Source organism: Oceanobacillus chungangensis, from assembly GCF_003369565.1.
Classification (GTDB): domain Bacteria; phylum Bacillota; class Bacilli; order Bacillales; family Amphibacillaceae; genus Oceanobacillus; species Oceanobacillus chungangensis.
The window spans coordinates 216179-233534 of record NZ_PIOD01000016.1; the positions used below are offsets into that span (position 1 = coordinate 216179).

Below are 17356 nucleotides of genomic sequence, written 5' to 3' on the forward strand. Positions count from 1 at the left end.
CACAACTACTCCTGATCAGGATTACGTAAATAATAACCTACACCACGTCGGGTAACAATCCATGTTGGGTTACTAGGGTTCTCCTCAATTTTTTCTCGGAGTCTTCTTACAGTTACGTCAACCGTTCGTACATCTCCGAAATAATCATAGCCCCATACGGTTTCAAGCAAGTGCTCCCTTGTCATTACTTGTCCAATATGACGCGCCAAATAATGCATTAGTTCGAATTCACGATGAGTCAATTCAATTTGAACTCCATCTCTAGAAACAACATAGGCATCCGGATGAACGACAAGGTTACCGATAATAATATCCTTTGATTCCTTTGGTGCTTCTTCAGGTACTTGTTGTCTACGTAAATTAGCCTTTACTCTAGCAATTAATTCACGATTACTAAACGGCTTCGTTACATAGTCATCTGCTCCAAGTTCGAGTCCCAGTACCTTATCAATTTCTGAGTCCTTCGCGGTTAGCATAATAACTGGCATACTCTGTGTCTTTCTTATTTCCCTGAGTACTTCATTACCATCTTTATTTGGTAACATGATATCAAGTAAGACTAAATCAGGCTTATCATTTTCTGCCACCTCGATTGCTTCATCGCCATCATATGCGCAAATTACCTGGTAGCCTTCTTTTTCTAAGTTAAATTTTAATATATCTGCAATTGGTTGTTCATCATCTACTACTAGAATCTTTTGACTCATTATTAGCACATCCTTTTCATTCCGTCCTAACTAGCGCTCGACTAACATCATATGGTTGGTAATCTACTGCATGTTAGAGGTTAAAATCGTTATATCTATATTATAATTATATTCATTTGAAATTTTTATGGAGCTTATCAAGGCTCCTATCTATTTTAACGCACTTTGAACAATATGTCTTTATTTTGGCAGATAAGAAAACATAAACTCTTAACTTGCATAGGTGAGCAATTGTTCTCTGACCGTTCGCTCCGAAAATACCCTCGCTTTCCGCGGGGGGCTGGTGAGCCCTTCCTTGTTCGTAGCAAAATGACATGACATAACCAATTTCATTTCATTGGTACATCAACTGCGAGGTAGTGTTTTCTCTTTACAGATATAGTAGATATTATAATATTTTCTATTTGTATAATAGCAATTTATGAACTGTATATAAGGGAAAAAGGCTAACCCCTAACAGGATTAACCTTCCAAATAAACATCCATATTATTTAACATAATTTAGCGGGTTTTGGAATACACCATCTTTATGCACTTCAAAATGCAAATGGATTCCGGTTGAGTTTCCAGTTGAACCCATGACACCAATTTCACTTCCCTTTTCAACTGTTTGACCAACGGATACGTCGATGGATGAGAGATGTGCATATAACGTTTTTAGACCGTTATTATGATCGATTACAATTTTATTACCAAAGCTTCCATCAGCACCAGCCGATACGACAACACCATTGTCAGCAGCTAAAATGCTGCGGTTGCTAGGTCGAGCAATGTCGAGTCCTTTATGCATGCTTCCCCAACGTTCGCCAACATGGCTCGAAATATAGCCACCAACTGCTGGCCATACCATGGCCCCTGTACCACGAGAGGGGATTACTTTTGTTCCTTTAATAATGACTTCCTTAACAGCCTCTTCTGTTGTCTTCTCGGTCGTTACATCTTTTGCAGTCTGTTTGCCATTTGTTTTTTCAATGGAATATAGGACTTCCTTCTTCCCATCTTTTCCTTCTTGTTTGACTTCTTCATCGCCCTTGTATAATTCCTCAGATTCGATTATCTCTGTCTCATATGGAATCTTTTCTTCTACTAATTCCTCTTCAGTTACAACCACATCTACAAAGGGCTCCAATGCTGTTACATTAATTTCTTGTCCGATGTGTAATAAAGAATCAGCTGTTAAACCTGAATTTAATTTTAGTAAGTCTTTTGTTGATAGGTCATAATTACTTGCAATTCCACCTAGCACTTCGCCTTCCTTAACGGTATGCACCTTTTCCTCAAGGGTTCCTTTTTCAAGTAAAACAACCCCTTGTTCTTCTGTCAAAACTTCAGTAGGCAAAACTTGCTTAGACGCCAATGCTACGTCATCCGATAATACAACGTCCCGAATATGCTTCTCACCAACTGTTAACTTAGTTGCAGTTTGCTTCTCAGCATTCAAATCCGATTCCTTATCATCTGCTTCTTTTGCGGCATCAATTTCTGCTAGTACATCCTCTGGTACATACTTCGCTTTATAAGCATTAACTACAGCTTCTGCTGCCTCTTGGTTTTCAAAATAACCAACCGTTCGATCTGCTATTTTAAGCTCGACAGTATTCGCCACAACCGACGTATTTTCATCTAATACATTGGTTACTTCTTCATTGTTATAGTCTGGATCAAATACCTTTTCCGATATATAATCTACTTTTCCATCAATAGTCAAATCTAAATTTGTATTCTGATCCGCATCAATCTTCTCTTCCAAATGCTCCTCAACGATTTCTTGCTCGTCAACCTTACCAATATGTTCTCCATCTAGATAAACGTGATATACGGTCTGTAAATTCATATCTTCTGCACTTGCAGTCGTTGCTAATAAACCAAATCCGAGAATAGATGTAATAGCTACTTTCTTTATGAATCGAAATTTATTTCTATTTTGTTTTTTATGATCTATATTCCATTTTAACATTAATATAGTTCTCCCTTAATATCTTGAAAATCGTATGTATTCTATTCTTATTAATCCTCTACTAATCTACCATAGGAAATTTGGATTAGGAATAGTTTGTCGATAATTGTAAAGAAACTGTATCATAACTCCCAATTATTTACTTTATTCCAAATAACAGGGCCTAATATCCCTGTCTCAGAAATTAAAAAGTTTGGCGGGCGATTAAACCAAACTAGGATGATCAACTCAGTGAATATTATTCCTCTTTTAGGAAAACATATTTAATAGAAAATAAATTATAGTTTTACCATAATGAGGTGAGAAGATGCCTACAAATGAACAAGGTTTATCTGTTTTCATGACCGGTCAATTAAAAGAGAATTTATTAAAGCTATCCGAAGAAATCCACCACATGATTCATACACTCAATTCAAAAGAATGCAGTGTTTTACATGAATTTGATGAAATCCACCATTTATTTAATCAAATTCAAGTAAGCACCGCTTCCTATTATTTAAAATCCTATTTAGCACCATTCACCGATCAATTTGAAGTTTTTTCTAAAGCTATACAACATCTTTCTGAACGTAATCATGGTGCATTAATTGCTATTCAAAGGAATGATAATCTAGATACTCATATTCACTCTGGTGTCCCCATCCATGCAGAATTAACTGCGCCTTTGCTTGAGACTATTTTTTACACGGGAAATCCATTACATGATGGTGCTGTATTAATCAGTAAAAATAAAATTATTTCAGCTTCTAATGTTCTCCCTGTGTCACAATATAAGGTTGCTGATAAAAAACTAGGAACTCGGCATCGAGCAGCACTTGGACTTTCGGAAAAAACAGATGCATTAGTACTTGTTGTTTCCGAGGAGACTGGGAGGGCAACCTTTGCACTGGATGGCAGTTTATTTCCAATAAGAACAAATGGATTATCATAGTAATCTATCCTAAATAAATTTTTATATCGCTAAGGCATTCTCTGTTTGCTTCTTTTTATTCCCGCTACTTTCCTGCATCTTTTTCTGTATAGAATGCGCAAATTTCCAAGTATTTGTGTATTATAAAAATAAGAAGAGCAGAAGTGAGGAATTTAGAGGAGTGTCTTCTATTGAAGAGAAATAATTGGTTCATTGCACTCGGCATTTTTTGGACTGTTGTTTTTTCATGTGTTAGTTTTTATTGGGCAATGGGGGGGATGTTCGGTGTTAGGTCGCTAGGCGGATCGATTTATGAGATGTCTTTAAATCCTGATCCTTCGTTCATCTTAATTGTTTGGCTTACCGGTTTCATTAAATTGCTCGGTCTGATATTATTATTGATGCTCTTTGTTCCATGGACGAAACCTAAAATGACCAGCATGCTTTACCACCTCACAAAGATTATAGGAGCTCTTTTAATCCTGTATGGATTACTGAATTTCATTACCATTTCTCTGAGTGTGTTTAATATTTTGGAATTTGAGTTGGATTCCTATGCAACCTTTTGGAGGTTAACTTTTTGGGAACCCTTCTGGATTGTTGGTGGGGTATGTTACTTTTTTCCCATTAAAAGGGGATAATTATGTATCAAAAATAGCATGTAGAACCATTGCGTTCTACATGCTATTTTGTGTGTTAATTTTGATTTTTAATCCTTAATGAGTATCCGCTACAAGTTGTAGGAGGCACTATCCTTTTATGCAAACACCGGAATATCACTATCCTCATAGCGATGATCCAAGTCAACGAATTTATTATATTCCTTTACGAAAGCAAGCTCAACCGTTCCAGTTGGGCCATTACGCTGTTTGGAAATAATAATTTCAATAATATTTTGTTTTTCCGTTTCCTTATCATAGTAATCATCACGATAAAGGAATCCAACGATATCGGCATCCTGCTCAATACTTCCTGATTCACGAATATCGGACATCATTGGTCGTTTATCCTGACGGGACTCAACCCCACGGGAAAGCTGTGAAAGGGCGATTAGTGGAACCTTTAATTCACGAGCAAGTCCCTTTAGTGCACGGGAGATTTCCGAAACTTCCTGTTGACGGTTTTCTTTTGAATTTGCACTTCCTTGAATCAGCTGCAAATAATCAATCAAGATCATGCCTAGCCCATGCTCTTGCTTCAATCGTCTGCATTTGGAGCGAATCTCCGTTACGCGAATCCCTGGCGAATCATCGATATAGATCCCCCCATTGGATAAGGAACCCATTGCCATCGTTAATTTACTCCAATCGTCTGCAGTTAATTGCCCATTACGCAAACGCTGTGCATCAATGTTTCCCTCTGCGCAGAGCATACGCTGTACAAGTTGATCCGCACCCATTTCCAGACTGAATATGGCTACGTTTTGGTCGGTATTTACCGCTACATTTTGCGCAATATTAAGTGCAAAGGCCGTTTTACCAACGGAAGGACGGGCGGCAATAATGATTAGGTCGTTTGGTTGGAATCCAGAGGTAATGCGATCCAAGTCGCGGAATCCCGTTGGAACACCTGTCACATCACCGCTTTGTTGATGAAGCTGTTCAATATTATCATAGACATCGATTAAAACATCCTTAATATTTTTAAATGCACCTGAGTTTTTACGACCGGAAACTTCGAGAATATTCTTCTCTGCGTCATTTAACACATCTTCAATCTCATCTTCTTTTTCAAAGCTTGAAGTGACAATATCTGTTGCTGTTCGGATAAGCCTGCGTAGTACAGATTTCTCCTCAACAATTTTGCAGTAATATTCAATATTAGCTGCAGTTGGCACACTCTCCGCCACTTGCGTCAAATAAATGACACCGCCAACCTCATCGATTTGCTTAACATCATTCAAATAAGAAGTTACGGTTACAATGTCAATTGGTTCCCCTAAGTCTGAGAGCTTCAACATCGCTGCAAAAATACGTTGATGTCCTGCACGATAAAAGTCTTCCGGCAATAAGATTTCTGATGCAGTAGAAAACGCTGATGGTTCTAAAAATATCGCACCAATCACAGATTGCTCGGCTTCGAGATTATGTGGTGGTGTACGGTCATTCCACGATTGGCTCATTACCTTTCCTCCTTAAATCTGCTCTACCGTTAGTAAACTAGCATTAATGCTTGCCTCTTTTATGATAGATGTCCTTGTTGCTAATTCTAAATCAATCGAGAACAGAAGAAATCGGCGTTAAGGCCGATTTCTTTTACATAATTATGTTCATTTTTTCTCCAAAATCTTCTAATACACTGCTTACTCCGCTACATGGACTTTAATTGAACCAGATACTTCTGGGTGTAGTTTGATAGGAACAGTCGTATAACCAAGTGCTCGAATCGGTTCCACTAAATCAATTTTCCGTTTATCCACTTTATAGCCATGTTCTTTTTCTAATACTTCTGCAATTTGCTTACTCGTAATTGATCCGAATAGGCGACCACCTTCACCAGCTTTTGCTTTAATTTCTACTGTAAGATCTGCTAGTTTATCCTTTAGGTTCATTGCTTCTTCTTTTTCCTTTTGTTCCTCTTGTGCATCTTTGCGCTTTTGTGCATCTAATATTTTCATATTGCCTGGTGTTGCTTCCTCGGCAATCTTATTTTTTAATAGGTAATTTCGTGCGTAGCCATCTGATACGTTTTTTACTTCGCCTTTCTTACCTTTGCCTTTTACATCTTTTAGAAAAATTACTCTCATTCTGATTCTCTCCCTTCAAAATATTCATGCAGAATGTCCTTTAATAATGCTTCTGCATCGTCTATCGTCATATCCTCTATTTGTGTAGCAGCATTCGTTAAATGTCCGCCACCATTCATTTTTTCCATGATTACTTGGACATTTACATCGCCAAGTGACCTGGCACTTATTCCTATTTTACCATCATCCCGCTCGGAAATGACGAATGATGCAGTAATACCTGTCAATGTTAACAAGGTATCTGCTGTTTGTGCAAGTAACACAGGTCCATAGGCCACTCCAGATTCTGCTTTCGCAATCGCAATAGAGTCCCGATAAATTTCTGCGTGCTCAATTAATTTACTGCGTTTCACATAAACGCCTAAATCTACCTTTAGGAATTGCTGCACGAGCACCGTGTCGGCGCCTTTCGCACGGAGGTATGATGCCGCATCAAACGTTCTAGAACCTGTCCGTAACGTAAAGCTCTTCGTATCAACAATAATCCCTGCTAATAATGCAGTTGCTTCCAGCATTTTTAGCTTCGTATGGTTCGGTTGATATTCCAGAAGCTCTGTCACTAATTCAGCAGTCGATGAAGCATATGGCTCCATATAAACGAGCGTCGGATTTTCAACAAAATCTTCCCCACGACGATGATGATCGATGACCACCTTATAATCCGTCAAATTCAGCAGGCCGGCATCGGCAACCATCGATGGTTTATGGGTATCGACGACAATTAGTAAGCTTCGACTTGTTATTAAGTTTTCTGCTTCCTCTGGTTCAATAAAATGACTCCAAATCTCTTCATCACCTTTAAGTGCTTGAATGAGATGGAAAACACCTATATCTACATCATTTGAATCAAATACAATATACCCATCGACATTATTACTCTTCGCAATGTTTAATATCCCAATCGCTGCGCCAACGGAATCCATGTCAGGAGAACGATGACCCATAATAACTACATTATCACTAGCTTTTACAAGCTCCTGTAATGCATGGGAAATAACACGTGCACGTACTCTCGTTCTTTTTTCCATTGGGTTTGTTTTCCCACCATAGAAACGAACCTTTCCAACATCATCTTTAATAACAACTTGGTCTCCGCCACGTCCAAGGGCTAAATCTAAACTCGATTGTGCAAGTTCCCCAAGAGCTGGTAAGGACGTATCCCCCAGACCCACACCAATACTTAAAGTTATTGGATTATTTTGTGCGGTAATCATTTCTCGTACGTCATCTAACACATCAAACCTAACACTTTCAAGCTGCGCTAGAATTTCTTTTGACCCCACAGCTAAAAATCGTTCCTGTGATGTGCGTTTTAAATAGAGACCATAATGATTCGACCATTTATTTAATACCGATGTAACCTGTGAATTTAATTGGCTCTTCGCCGTATCATCCAAGTTCTGGGTAATTTCTTCATAGTTGTCCAAGAAAATAATTGCTAAGACAGTTTGTTGATTGTTGAATAATGTTTCTAACTCAATTTGTTCCGTACGGTCAAGCAAATACAGTAAACGCTCTTCCTTTTTAATAATGGTTAGAAATTTGGACTTGTTTACTTCAATTACAATCTCATGCTTGTTTTCCTTTATCATAGGAATCAATACTTCTGAAAGAATATTTAACGACTGACCGACGATTGAATCATCTTCTTCGCTAAATTTGTTTAAATATGGGTTTGCCCATTCAATTTTATAATCCTCATTATATAATATAATTCCTAGTGGCATTTCCAATAATGCTTCATCGCCAACCTTTTTAATCCGATGGGAAATAGTAGAAATATATGCTTCTGTTTCTTCCAGCAATTTTCTTTCCCTAATAAAGGTATAGTACAGAGAAGCAATTACAAGTACAGTCATCATTAGCCCTATTTGCCATTGGAAATACCATATAACACCTAGTAATATAACAGCAAGTAAATAAATTACCCATAGGTGACTACCGAAAACTAGCTTCTTCTGATAATCAGGCATATCGATCAGCTCCTCTTACTTACGTCCTGCTTTTCAAAACTAATTCTTTTTTGTAAGGCGATCTCTTAATTTAAAGCCTATATCAATTATACCTAAGATCCTTACAAATGAAAGTAGAATTGTAGGGATAAATAATGTAAAGAGTACAGCTAGAATTGGGATTATGATTGGCAATCGTTTATGATGCGCGAAAAAGAATATAAAGGAAAATCCCTGGATTATCATCAATGTACCTGTAACTAGTGACGCATTCTGTAGTATTACAAATAGCGTACTCGCAGGATCTGTTTCAATTATAGAAAATACTAATACGATCATGTAAATCCATAATAAGGTCGATGGGAATTGCAATGTACGGAATGGTGGAAATCGCAATTTTTTCTTAAATAATTTATTAATAAATTTATAACCAATCCATTGTGTAAGAAACGCTAAAATAAGAGCAAGGAAAATTACAAACGCAGGGAGTAAATCCATTAGCAAATCACTTTGCATCTGAAGTAATTCTTCAAACTCCTCTGTTTGTTGATTCTGCATGCCTGCTTCTTCCATTAGATTACTACTCATCGTTATGGATTCTTCCACCATTTGATTCATATCTTCCACAATGTTCACATCAGCTACAACCTGTGTAAATACAAATGAAAACAGCAAACCAATAATAAATCCAAATGTACCCCTTGCTAGGGTTTCATAAGCAGATAAATTCTTATAAATAGCATTTCCAATCATAATCCCGCCTAATCCCATCAGAACGATGACAGGCAGTGATAATAGCGTTGTAATAATTGTCCCAAATAAAATGGCTCCAACAAACACTATTAATGTTGGTTTCCAATCGTATTTTGCAGAGTAGAGAATAAAGGGTACTGGCAATAAGATGGTAAATATCGGGATAAACATAGAAAGAAGCATGAGTATCATAAATACCGCTAAAAATAGTGCTCCTTCTGTTATTTTTTTTGATTGATTCATTAATGCACCTCTCCAATAAAATTCAAAAATTAATTCCTAGAATAAATTGAACTCGGCTTACTACCAAGTATTATATATATATTCTATTATGATAACATGGTTTTTAGAGAAATGCGTGTCGGATATTGTTGAGGGAGTATTTCCCAGGTAATAATTTGTCGATAGTTGCAAAAGCAATAGAATGAAAGCACCAGCAAATATTCATCATCCATCTAAGCTTTTTTAGCTAACTTCTATTATAATAGAATAAGTATATGAATAAGGAAGGGAAATAATGAGATTCTGGGAAATATTTGTAAGTAGCATCAAATTACCTACTAAAGAAGCAATGTTTAAACTCAATCGAGTGGGAATGGATTTTGCATTATTTTACATGTTTATTCTCTTATTTATCGTTTCTACTCCAGCATTATTCGAGAGAATTACAGTCACAACTGGAATTGCAGGAGAGATGAATCTTATTTTCAAGGTCATTTACTTCTTTATCTTTTATTATCTACCAATGTCACTCATCGTATTAGGTTGTATCTCCCTCGTTGCATATATTGGTACATTTATTGCAAAGCTAATGCAGCGAAAATTACGGTATGCGATCATTTGGAAGTTAATTTCCTTTACAACAACTATTCCTTTACTAGTGTATACCGTTATGTCCCTCGTTTATTCAGTTAGTAATACTTATTTATTACTAGCACTCGTATACAGCATTAGTTTGCTAATTATCATGATTTCTCTCTATCCAAAACGACGGGTGCGATCTTAAAAGGTCAGCGCAAGTTTAGAAACTTACAGAGATGAGAAAATCTCGTTAGTTGTTGACAGTAGTTGAAAATGAGTCTAGATTCAAAGCTAATTAAAAAAACCTCTAAACCAAGCATATTGCTTTGTCTAGAGGTTTCTTCTTATTACTCAGATACGAATGGTAATAATGCCATTACGCGAGCACGCTTGATTGCTACTGTAAGTTTACGTTGATATTTTGCAGATGTTCCAGTTACACGACGAGGAAGAATTTTTCCACGTTCTGAAATGAAACGTCTTAGTAAATCAACATCTTTATAGTCAATGTGCGTAATACCGTTTGCTGTAAAGTAACATACTTTACGACGTTTAGCACGTCCACGACGAACTCCTGCCATTGATACCCCTCCTTTTTATGTTTAAGGATGTTCGGACATCCTTTTAGAATGGTAAATCATCATCTGATATATCGATAGGCGCTCCATTATTTTTAAATGGGTCCTCAAAATTATTGTTTTGATTTTGGTTTTGTTGATATTGATTCTGGTTTTGATATTGGTTCTGATTTTGGTACTGATTCTGATTTTGCCCGTTTCCTGATGTGTTTTGTCCTCTGTCCCCTGAAGAAGCAGAACCTTTTGATTCCAAGAATTGTACACTTTCAGCAACGATTTCTGTTACATACACAGTTTTACCATCTTGACCTTCATAGCTACGCGTTTGTACACGTCCATCGACACCAATCAAATTACCTTTTTTCATATAATTTGCCAGGTTCTCAGCTGGTCTACGCCAAACAACACAATTAATAAAGTCTGCTTCACGATTTCCTTCCTGATTAGAGAAAGGGCGATTCACTGCAATATTAAAGTTAGCAACTGCTACTCCAGTCGGTGTATAACGTAAATCAGGATCCCTCGTTAACCTGCCAACAAGTACGACACGATTTAACATCAGAACCACTCCTTATTATTGTTCATCTACTCGAATTGCAATATGACGAATAATATCTTCAGAGAACTTAGCTAGGCGATCAAATTCATTTACTGATTTATCATCACCGTTGAAGTTAATGATTACATAATATCCATCACGGTAGTCATTGATTTCGTAAGCAAGACGCTTCTTGCCTTTTTCGTCAACTTTTTCAATCTCCGCACCATTATCAGTTAGAATTCCGTTAAAACGCTCGATTAAAGCTGTTTTAGCGTCCTCTTCAATATCTGGGCGGATGATGTACATGATTTCGTATTTTCTCATCCGTTACACCTCCTTTTGGTCTTAGCGGCTCTTATATATTGGGCCTCGTTTCAAGCCCTTTATAAGAGCAAGGAATAAAATTAATTACTCACAATAAGTTATTATACCAAATCACTTCATAGAAATCAAGCATTCGAGAGATCCTTTTTCGTTATACAAATAGAGTACAAAAAACTTCCTATTTCAATTTCCATGACAGAAAAGGCCACGCCCACTCCAGCGCCCAACGACTAGCGAGACTTCCCTCACCTCATGACACGATAAAGGAGACTTGCCGATTGGTTAAACATGAGGCTTAGTCGCACTTATTCCCTTGTGGTGAAAGTCAACATCGATTCGCTAAAGCTCCCAAAGAGTTTCCTTTATCTCCTACGAAGGAATGTCCAACACGTCGAACCACCCATATTGCGGGGCGCAGTCCGTACGTCGCTAAGCATGCGTTTACGCTTTTGTTCTTAAACATTAAAACGGAAATGAATAACATCGCCATCTTTAACAATATACTCTTTTCCTTCTAAACGAACCTTCCCTTTTTCACGGGCATGTGCCATTGATCCTGCTTCCAATAGGTCATCATAGGAAACCGTTTCAGCACGAATAAATCCACGTTCAAAGTCTGTATGAATAATTCCTGCTGCTTGTGGTGCTTTAATGCCCTTTTTAAATGTCCATGCACGTACTTCTTGTTCACCCGCTGTAAAATAAGTAGCTAAACCTAAGAGACTATAGGATGCCTTGATTAGTTTATCTAAGCCAGACTCAGTAATTCCCAAATCTTCCAGGAACATTTCCTTTTCTTCTGAATCTAATTCAGATATTTCCTCTTCGATTCGTGCGCAAATAACAATAACTTCAGCGTTTTCTTTTGCAGCATACTCTTTTACCTTTTGGATGTTTTCATTGGAATCATGATCAGCAACCTCATCCTCGGCCACGTTTGCTACATATAATGTAGGTTTACTCGTTAATAAATGTAGACCTTTGACAATTTTCCACTGGTCATCGGTAAATTCTAGCGATCTTACTGGTTTTTCTTCTTCTAAGCCTGCTTTTACTTTTTCAAGGACATTAAATTCCTGTACTGCATCCTTGTCCTTCTGTCTTGCGAGTTTTTCAACTCGATGGAAACGTTTATTTACCGTTTCTAAGTCAGCTAAAATTAACTCAAGGTTGATGATTTCAATATCATCAATTGGATCGATTTTCCCTGATACGTGTGTGATATTTGGATCAACAAAACAACGTACTACTTGGCAAATTGCATCTACTTGACGAATATGAGAAAGGAACTGGTTTCCGAGTCCCTCTCCCTTACTCGCACCCTCAACAATACCTGCTATATCGGTAAATTCAAAAGCAGTTGGTACAGTTTTCTTCGGTTTAACTAATTCTGTTAATTTATCTAAACGGTCGTCTGGAACTTCTACAATTCCTACATTCGGATCAATCGTAGCAAATGGATAGTTTGCAGCTTCTGCTCCAGCCTGTGTAATTGCATTAAATAGCGTGGATTTTCCAACGTTTGGAAGTCCAACGATTCCTGCTGTCAATGCCATGTAAACTTTCACTCCTTAAGGATTCTTTCATCTGAACGCGTTCGTTAGTCTAATTATAGTTATTACTATAAAAAAAGACAAATACATAAAAAGCAAAAATAGGTAGTGAAACGATACCTATTTTTGCTCTGTATCCTATCATAATCTCATTATCTGCATTCATTTTATCATTTTGAATGACTTTTCGTCTATGTTTATTAATTTTTAACTATTTTCTTCTGCTTTTTCAAGCACTTTTTTCATCTTTTTTGCGAAATCTCTTCTCGGTATCATAACACTATGATCGCAGCCCTGACATTTTATGCGAATATCCATGCCCATACGGATAATTTTCCATCGATTTTCTCCACATGGATGAGGCTTCTTCATCTGAACGACATCATTTAATCCGAATTGTTTTTCTTCCATCGATGTTTCTCCTTTTTAACTTCTATTATAGCGGATAATACAATTACTTGCTTCCTCATTTTAAACTATTTGGCTAAGATTTGTTACTATTAAAACCCCAAACAGGTATATACTTGGCCATTCCACAAGAAGTTATTTTCCACTGACCTAACGCTTTACAATAAGACAAATAAGACGATATTAAATAACACAGCTAAAATTGAAAAAATAAAACAAACGTTCTACAATTATCTTAAGGAATGTTTATAGTAATACCAAATGATAGAGGGAGGAACAAATGAAAAGTTCTGATTCTCAGTTAAAGGCCCGCGGGAAGATTACATTTGAAGATTTACAGTATTATAACACTCATTCAAAAACGGAGCTCTTAGAATTGATTAAATCTAAAGAAGCACATAAAAGAACGATCGCTGTAAGATTACTATCAGAGAAAAATGTTTTGAGCGATGATCTAATTTATTTGTTTCTTAACACTCTTGCACAAGAGAAAAAGCTTTATACAAAAATTGAATTATGTGATGCACTCTCAAAAGGTGGCAGGGAGTCTGCTAAGATTATGGTCGATTACTTAGGAAAGATAGGCAATAATCAACATAAAGTATTACCTGCGGATGGTTTCAATAAGAATAGCTATCCTTTGCCGAGAGACATTATTGCCAGAACTTTAGCCCATATGGATGAAGAAATTCTACCAACATTATTGAATGTACTAAAAACAAACTATACCTTTAAGATTAGAGAAGTTATTGATGCAATAGGGTTTATTTGTTTTTACCGCAAAAAACATCGTCATTTTCAAATAATTGATGCGCTTATACTATGTTTAAAGGACAATTACAATGATGACATTATCCGATGGAAATTGGTTCGGTCCTTTGAAAGTTTTAACGACATCAATACGATTAAAATTCTCCAGCGTATCGAACAAGAGGATATTCAACTGATTATAAGAAATGAAGCGAAGCGGTCACTAAGCGTTATTAATAATCGTACGAAAGGTTGAAAAATGACTTACCAAGTGAATAAGTCATTTTTATATTATTATCAATCAACACAACTACAATACCGCTGTAGGTATACTATTTATGTCTATCTGCATTATTCCAAATTGGATATAGGAGTAAACGAGTAAGTACATATAAATTTAAAATGCCGTAAATTGGGTACGTAAAGCTAATTAGTGTCGAAAAACCAATTGATGTTAAGGGAATCATCACGACTAACAAAAGAATAACAATGGAGACAAACGACAGCTTAAAGTATTCCTGAATACGACTTACAATCCCAAGTATCCCTGCTGCTGCAGTTTTAAAAATCGCTAACCATAAAAGAATGGACATAATAATAAAAACAATAGCTGGATAATGCTTTAATATCGCAAATAGTGGAATTTCGTATAAAATAATCGCCTGTTCAATTTGGATTAAACTATTATTGTAAATATAAGAAATAACCCCAAGGATAACTCCACTACTAACACTGGCGATGATAATCTCTTGCTTCGAATTAATTTTGTTACCTATCGCCCCGATTACAGCAATGATTGGCAGAATATTCAAGGCAGTAAATGGAAAAGCAGAAATCCAATTATCTTGCTCATGAATATGAGAAAACAATGTCAGGTTTTGATCAACCATAAAATCTACAAGGACAAGCAAAAGTCCAATAATTAAGATTGGTACAATAACCTGATTCATCGATAGTAAACCATTAACCCCATTAATAAATAATAATATTAATGCAGTCACCATGATGCCAATTCCTAACCAATTTGGCACATTAAAGGCTTGTCCAGTAGCACCACCACCTGCAATCATTACAATGGTTATCGTAAATAAATAAATTAATATCATGACATCATAAAACCCGGTTAACCTTGGGCCAACAATATCTTTTAGTACGGGGATATAATGAGTAGACTTTCTAGAATAGCTAATATTCATAATAACCATACAACCTATCGTAAAGAAGATTGAAACCAAAAGAATAGCTAGTCCACTTCCATGCCCAAAAAATTCCCATATTTCCCTACCAGACGTATATCCAGCACCTATCGTTGCACCAATAATTAATGACATCCATTTAAATCCAGCTCTCCACATCATCTTTCCTCCAATATTTTTATTATTCATGTATAGAAAGATATAAAAATCCGTATACTATACCAATATGTTTGTGGAGGATAAGCTATGAATCTAATCAATCGATTTTCAAATAATAATCAATCTTTCCGTATGCTCCATACAGAACCAGTATTATCAGAAACCATTAGCGGAAAAATTATTTCTTGGCTGCCGAATGCTGCTCGCGAGTACGTTATTGTTTGTATTGGGACTGATCGTTCCACGGGAGATGCCCTTGGACCATTGGTAGGAAGCTATTTTCAAGAATTGCGTCCAAGACATATGACAGTATACGGGACATTGCATGATCCTATTCATGCAACGAATTTAACAGAATCGATTTTGAAGATTAATGAAATCCATACAAATCCATTTATTATCGCAGTTGATGCCTGTTTAGGTAAAAACACATCGATTGGCCATATTATTACTGGGACAGGTCCGCTAAAGCCCGGAGCTGCTTTAAACAAGCCACTTCCGGAAGTTGGCGATATACACATAACAGGGGTAGTCAATATCGGTGGATTTATGGAATACTCCATTTTGCAAAATACAAGACTGTCAATTGTTGTTGATATGGCGAAGCAAATAACAGCGATATTAGACCATATCGATCGAAGACTAACTTCCAATGAAACCATTCCAGCCATCGTAACGATGCACAAACACGCCAGAAGGAATATGGTATGACCTCCGAAGCATTGCAAGCAACTCTTTTACAAGTAAATACTTATTTAAAAGGATATTTAATAAAAGATTAGAACTGCAAATACGCTTTAAAAAATCGATTGTATTGTTGTTCGTTCTTAGTTGATATAAATTGTGAACTAAGCGAAACGTTGATTTTCGCTGCGGACAGTCGTTGCTATTCCCGCAGGACAAGGAAAGCTTCGGCAGCATTACATCGTAATTAGACAAATCGTTCTTTATTTTCGAAGAGTCTCCTATCCTTAGCTATAATCAACAGCCATAGGAGAGGGGGTGTTACCTCCTTTTATAGAGAGACAGTAAAAATAATTCTTGCACCACCCCAGCGAAGTGTATTTCTGGAGCGATTGGACCGAGAGCCCTTAGCACATTAAACTAGTTCGCAGTTTATATAAATTACGAACTAATCAATAAAGGCCATCAAGCTTTACTACACTTGATGGCCCTTATTCTGCTTAACATTCAATTTTCTTTACAATTTACAATAACTGATAAATATAATAAATAACTCCAACTGTAATAATAGAAGGCAAGAGATTACCAATACGGATATTTGTGATTTTCAGCAGGTTTAAACCGATAGCAAGAACAAGTAATCCTCCGACAGCGGTTACTTCGACAATTAAGCCATTTAAGAAAGCTTCCGGCAGCCACTTCTCAATTTGCGTGGCAAACAAAGCAATCGCTCCCTGATATAGAACAACAGGAATGACAGATAGAATGACTCCAAATCCTAGCGTTGTCGTTAGAACTAATGCTGTAAACCCATCGATAACGCCCTTCGTAATCAGTACTTCATGATCGCCACGAATTCCACTATCTAACGCCCCAATGATTGCCATTGCACCAATACAAAATATCAATGTTGCTGTGATAAACCCTTGAGCAATACTAATGTTATCATTCGTCGTTGTAAATTTGCTGCCAATCCAATTGCCCAGACGATTAAGTCCCTCTTCTAAGTGAATGAATTCACCAATTATTGCTCCGGATAATAAACTTAACAAGACAATAATTATTTGATCCGTTGCTATCGCCATTTGTAAACCTATCAACATAACTGCAAGCCCTATTCCATGCATTACTGTTTCTTTGTAGCGTTCAGGTATTTTTGTAAAAAAGAGCCCAAGTACACTACCGATAATAATTAATGCTCCATTTATTAATGTTCCAAGCAATACCATCAATATACGCATCCTTTGCTAGATTTTCTCTATAGATTAACACGAATATGTTTCACGTGGAACAATTTTTCGACTTTTTCCCTCAGTTTATTTTAGGAAATTATTGGT

General features: G+C 36.7%; 18 protein-coding genes. 5 read left to right on the forward strand and 13 right to left on the reverse strand.

The window, feature by feature from the left end; all coding sequences use genetic code 11:
- Positions 1–5: 5 nt before the first annotated feature.
- A complete protein-coding gene (gene yycF / locus CWR45_RS14235) occupies positions 6–707 on the reverse strand; it encodes a response regulator YycF (protein ID WP_115750522.1) in 702 nt (233 codons plus the stop codon).
- Positions 708–1194: 487 nt separating this feature from the next.
- The gene (locus CWR45_RS14240; protein WP_115750523.1) at positions 1195–2664 is read right to left on the reverse strand and encodes a peptidoglycan DD-metalloendopeptidase family protein; all 1470 of its coding nucleotides are present in this window, start codon (positions 2662–2664) and stop codon (positions 1195–1197) included.
- 307 nt (positions 2665–2971) lie between these two features.
- On the opposite strand from CWR45_RS14240, the gene cdaS reads away from it, so the two are divergent.
- Positions 2972–3595, forward strand: a complete 624-nt coding sequence (cdaS, locus tag CWR45_RS14245; protein WP_115750524.1) for a sporulation-specific diadenylate cyclase CdaS — start codon at positions 2972–2974, stop codon at positions 3593–3595.
- A gap of 170 nt (positions 3596–3765) precedes the next feature.
- Positions 3766–4215 (forward strand): DUF3995 domain-containing protein, encoded by a 450-nt coding sequence (locus CWR45_RS14250; protein ID WP_115750525.1) that lies wholly within the window; start codon positions 3766–3768, stop codon positions 4213–4215.
- A 116-nt stretch (positions 4216–4331) separates the two neighbouring features.
- Here the strand turns inward: CWR45_RS14250 and dnaB are convergent, their stop codons facing one another.
- From dnaB to CWR45_RS14270, 4 genes are all read right to left on the reverse strand, one after another.
- Positions 4332–5696 (reverse strand): replicative DNA helicase, encoded by a 1365-nt coding sequence (gene dnaB / locus CWR45_RS14255; RefSeq protein ID WP_115750526.1) that lies wholly within the window; start codon positions 5694–5696, stop codon positions 4332–4334.
- Between the two features lie 180 nt (positions 5697–5876).
- A complete protein-coding gene (gene rplI / locus CWR45_RS14260; RefSeq protein WP_115750527.1) occupies positions 5877–6320 on the reverse strand; it encodes a 50S ribosomal protein L9 in 444 nt (147 codons plus the stop codon).
- Positions 6317–8293, reverse strand: coding sequence for a DHH family phosphoesterase (locus tag CWR45_RS14265; protein WP_115750528.1), 1977 nt, complete (start codon positions 8291–8293; stop codon positions 6317–6319). The genes rplI and CWR45_RS14265 overlap by 4 nt, the downstream gene beginning before the upstream one ends.
- Positions 8294–8332: 39 nt before the next feature.
- The gene (locus tag CWR45_RS14270; protein ID WP_115750529.1) at positions 8333–9268 is read right to left on the reverse strand and encodes a YybS family protein; all 936 of its coding nucleotides are present in this window, start codon (positions 9266–9268) and stop codon (positions 8333–8335) included.
- Positions 9269–9542: 274 nt separating this feature from the next.
- On the opposite strand from CWR45_RS14270, the gene CWR45_RS14275 reads away from it, so the two are divergent.
- The gene (locus CWR45_RS14275) at positions 9543–10031 is read left to right on the forward strand and encodes a hypothetical protein (protein WP_115750530.1); all 489 of its coding nucleotides are present in this window, start codon (positions 9543–9545) and stop codon (positions 10029–10031) included.
- A gap of 142 nt (positions 10032–10173) precedes the next feature.
- Here CWR45_RS14275 and rpsR read toward each other — a convergent pair whose 3' ends face one another.
- The 5 genes from rpsR to CWR45_RS14300 form a co-directional block, all read right to left on the reverse strand.
- A complete protein-coding gene (rpsR, locus tag CWR45_RS14280; protein ID WP_115750531.1) occupies positions 10174–10407 on the reverse strand; it encodes a 30S ribosomal protein S18 in 234 nt (77 codons plus the stop codon).
- Positions 10408–10450: 43 nt separating this feature from the next.
- Positions 10451–10963, reverse strand: a complete 513-nt coding sequence (gene ssb, locus CWR45_RS14285) for a single-stranded DNA-binding protein (protein ID WP_115750532.1) — start codon at positions 10961–10963, stop codon at positions 10451–10453.
- A 15-nt stretch (positions 10964–10978) separates the two neighbouring features.
- Entirely contained in the window at positions 10979–11269 is a 291-nt protein-coding gene (gene rpsF / locus CWR45_RS14290) for a 30S ribosomal protein S6 (protein ID WP_115750533.1), read from the reverse strand.
- A 455-nt stretch (positions 11270–11724) separates the two neighbouring features.
- Complete coding sequence (gene ychF, locus CWR45_RS14295; RefSeq protein WP_115750534.1) at positions 11725–12825, reverse strand: redox-regulated ATPase YchF; 1101 nt, start codon at positions 12823–12825, stop codon at positions 11725–11727.
- Between the two features lie 204 nt (positions 12826–13029).
- Positions 13030–13233, reverse strand: coding sequence for a DUF951 domain-containing protein (locus CWR45_RS14300; RefSeq protein ID WP_115750535.1), 204 nt, complete (start codon positions 13231–13233; stop codon positions 13030–13032).
- A gap of 277 nt (positions 13234–13510) precedes the next feature.
- Between CWR45_RS14300 and CWR45_RS14305 the strand changes: the two genes are divergently transcribed.
- Positions 13511–14236: a hypothetical protein gene (locus tag CWR45_RS14305; protein ID WP_115750536.1), complete on the forward strand. Its 726-nt coding sequence runs from the start codon at positions 13511–13513 to the stop codon at positions 14234–14236.
- A 76-nt stretch (positions 14237–14312) separates the two neighbouring features.
- On the opposite strand, the gene CWR45_RS14310 is transcribed toward CWR45_RS14305, so the two are convergent.
- Complete coding sequence (locus CWR45_RS14310; RefSeq protein WP_115750537.1) at positions 14313–15335, reverse strand: YkvI family membrane protein; 1023 nt, start codon at positions 15333–15335, stop codon at positions 14313–14315.
- 87 nt (positions 15336–15422) lie between these two features.
- On the opposite strand from CWR45_RS14310, the gene yyaC reads away from it, so the two are divergent.
- Positions 15423–16046 carry a spore protease YyaC gene (gene yyaC / locus CWR45_RS14315; protein WP_115750538.1) on the forward strand — a complete coding sequence of 208 codons (624 nt, stop codon included), beginning with the start codon at positions 15423–15425 and terminating at the stop codon, positions 16044–16046.
- Between the two features lie 497 nt (positions 16047–16543).
- Here yyaC and CWR45_RS14320 read toward each other — a convergent pair whose 3' ends face one another.
- Positions 16544–17248 carry a DUF554 domain-containing protein gene (locus tag CWR45_RS14320; protein WP_115750539.1) on the reverse strand — a complete coding sequence of 235 codons (705 nt, stop codon included), beginning with the start codon at positions 17246–17248 and terminating at the stop codon, positions 16544–16546.
- Positions 17249–17356 lie beyond the last annotated feature (108 nt).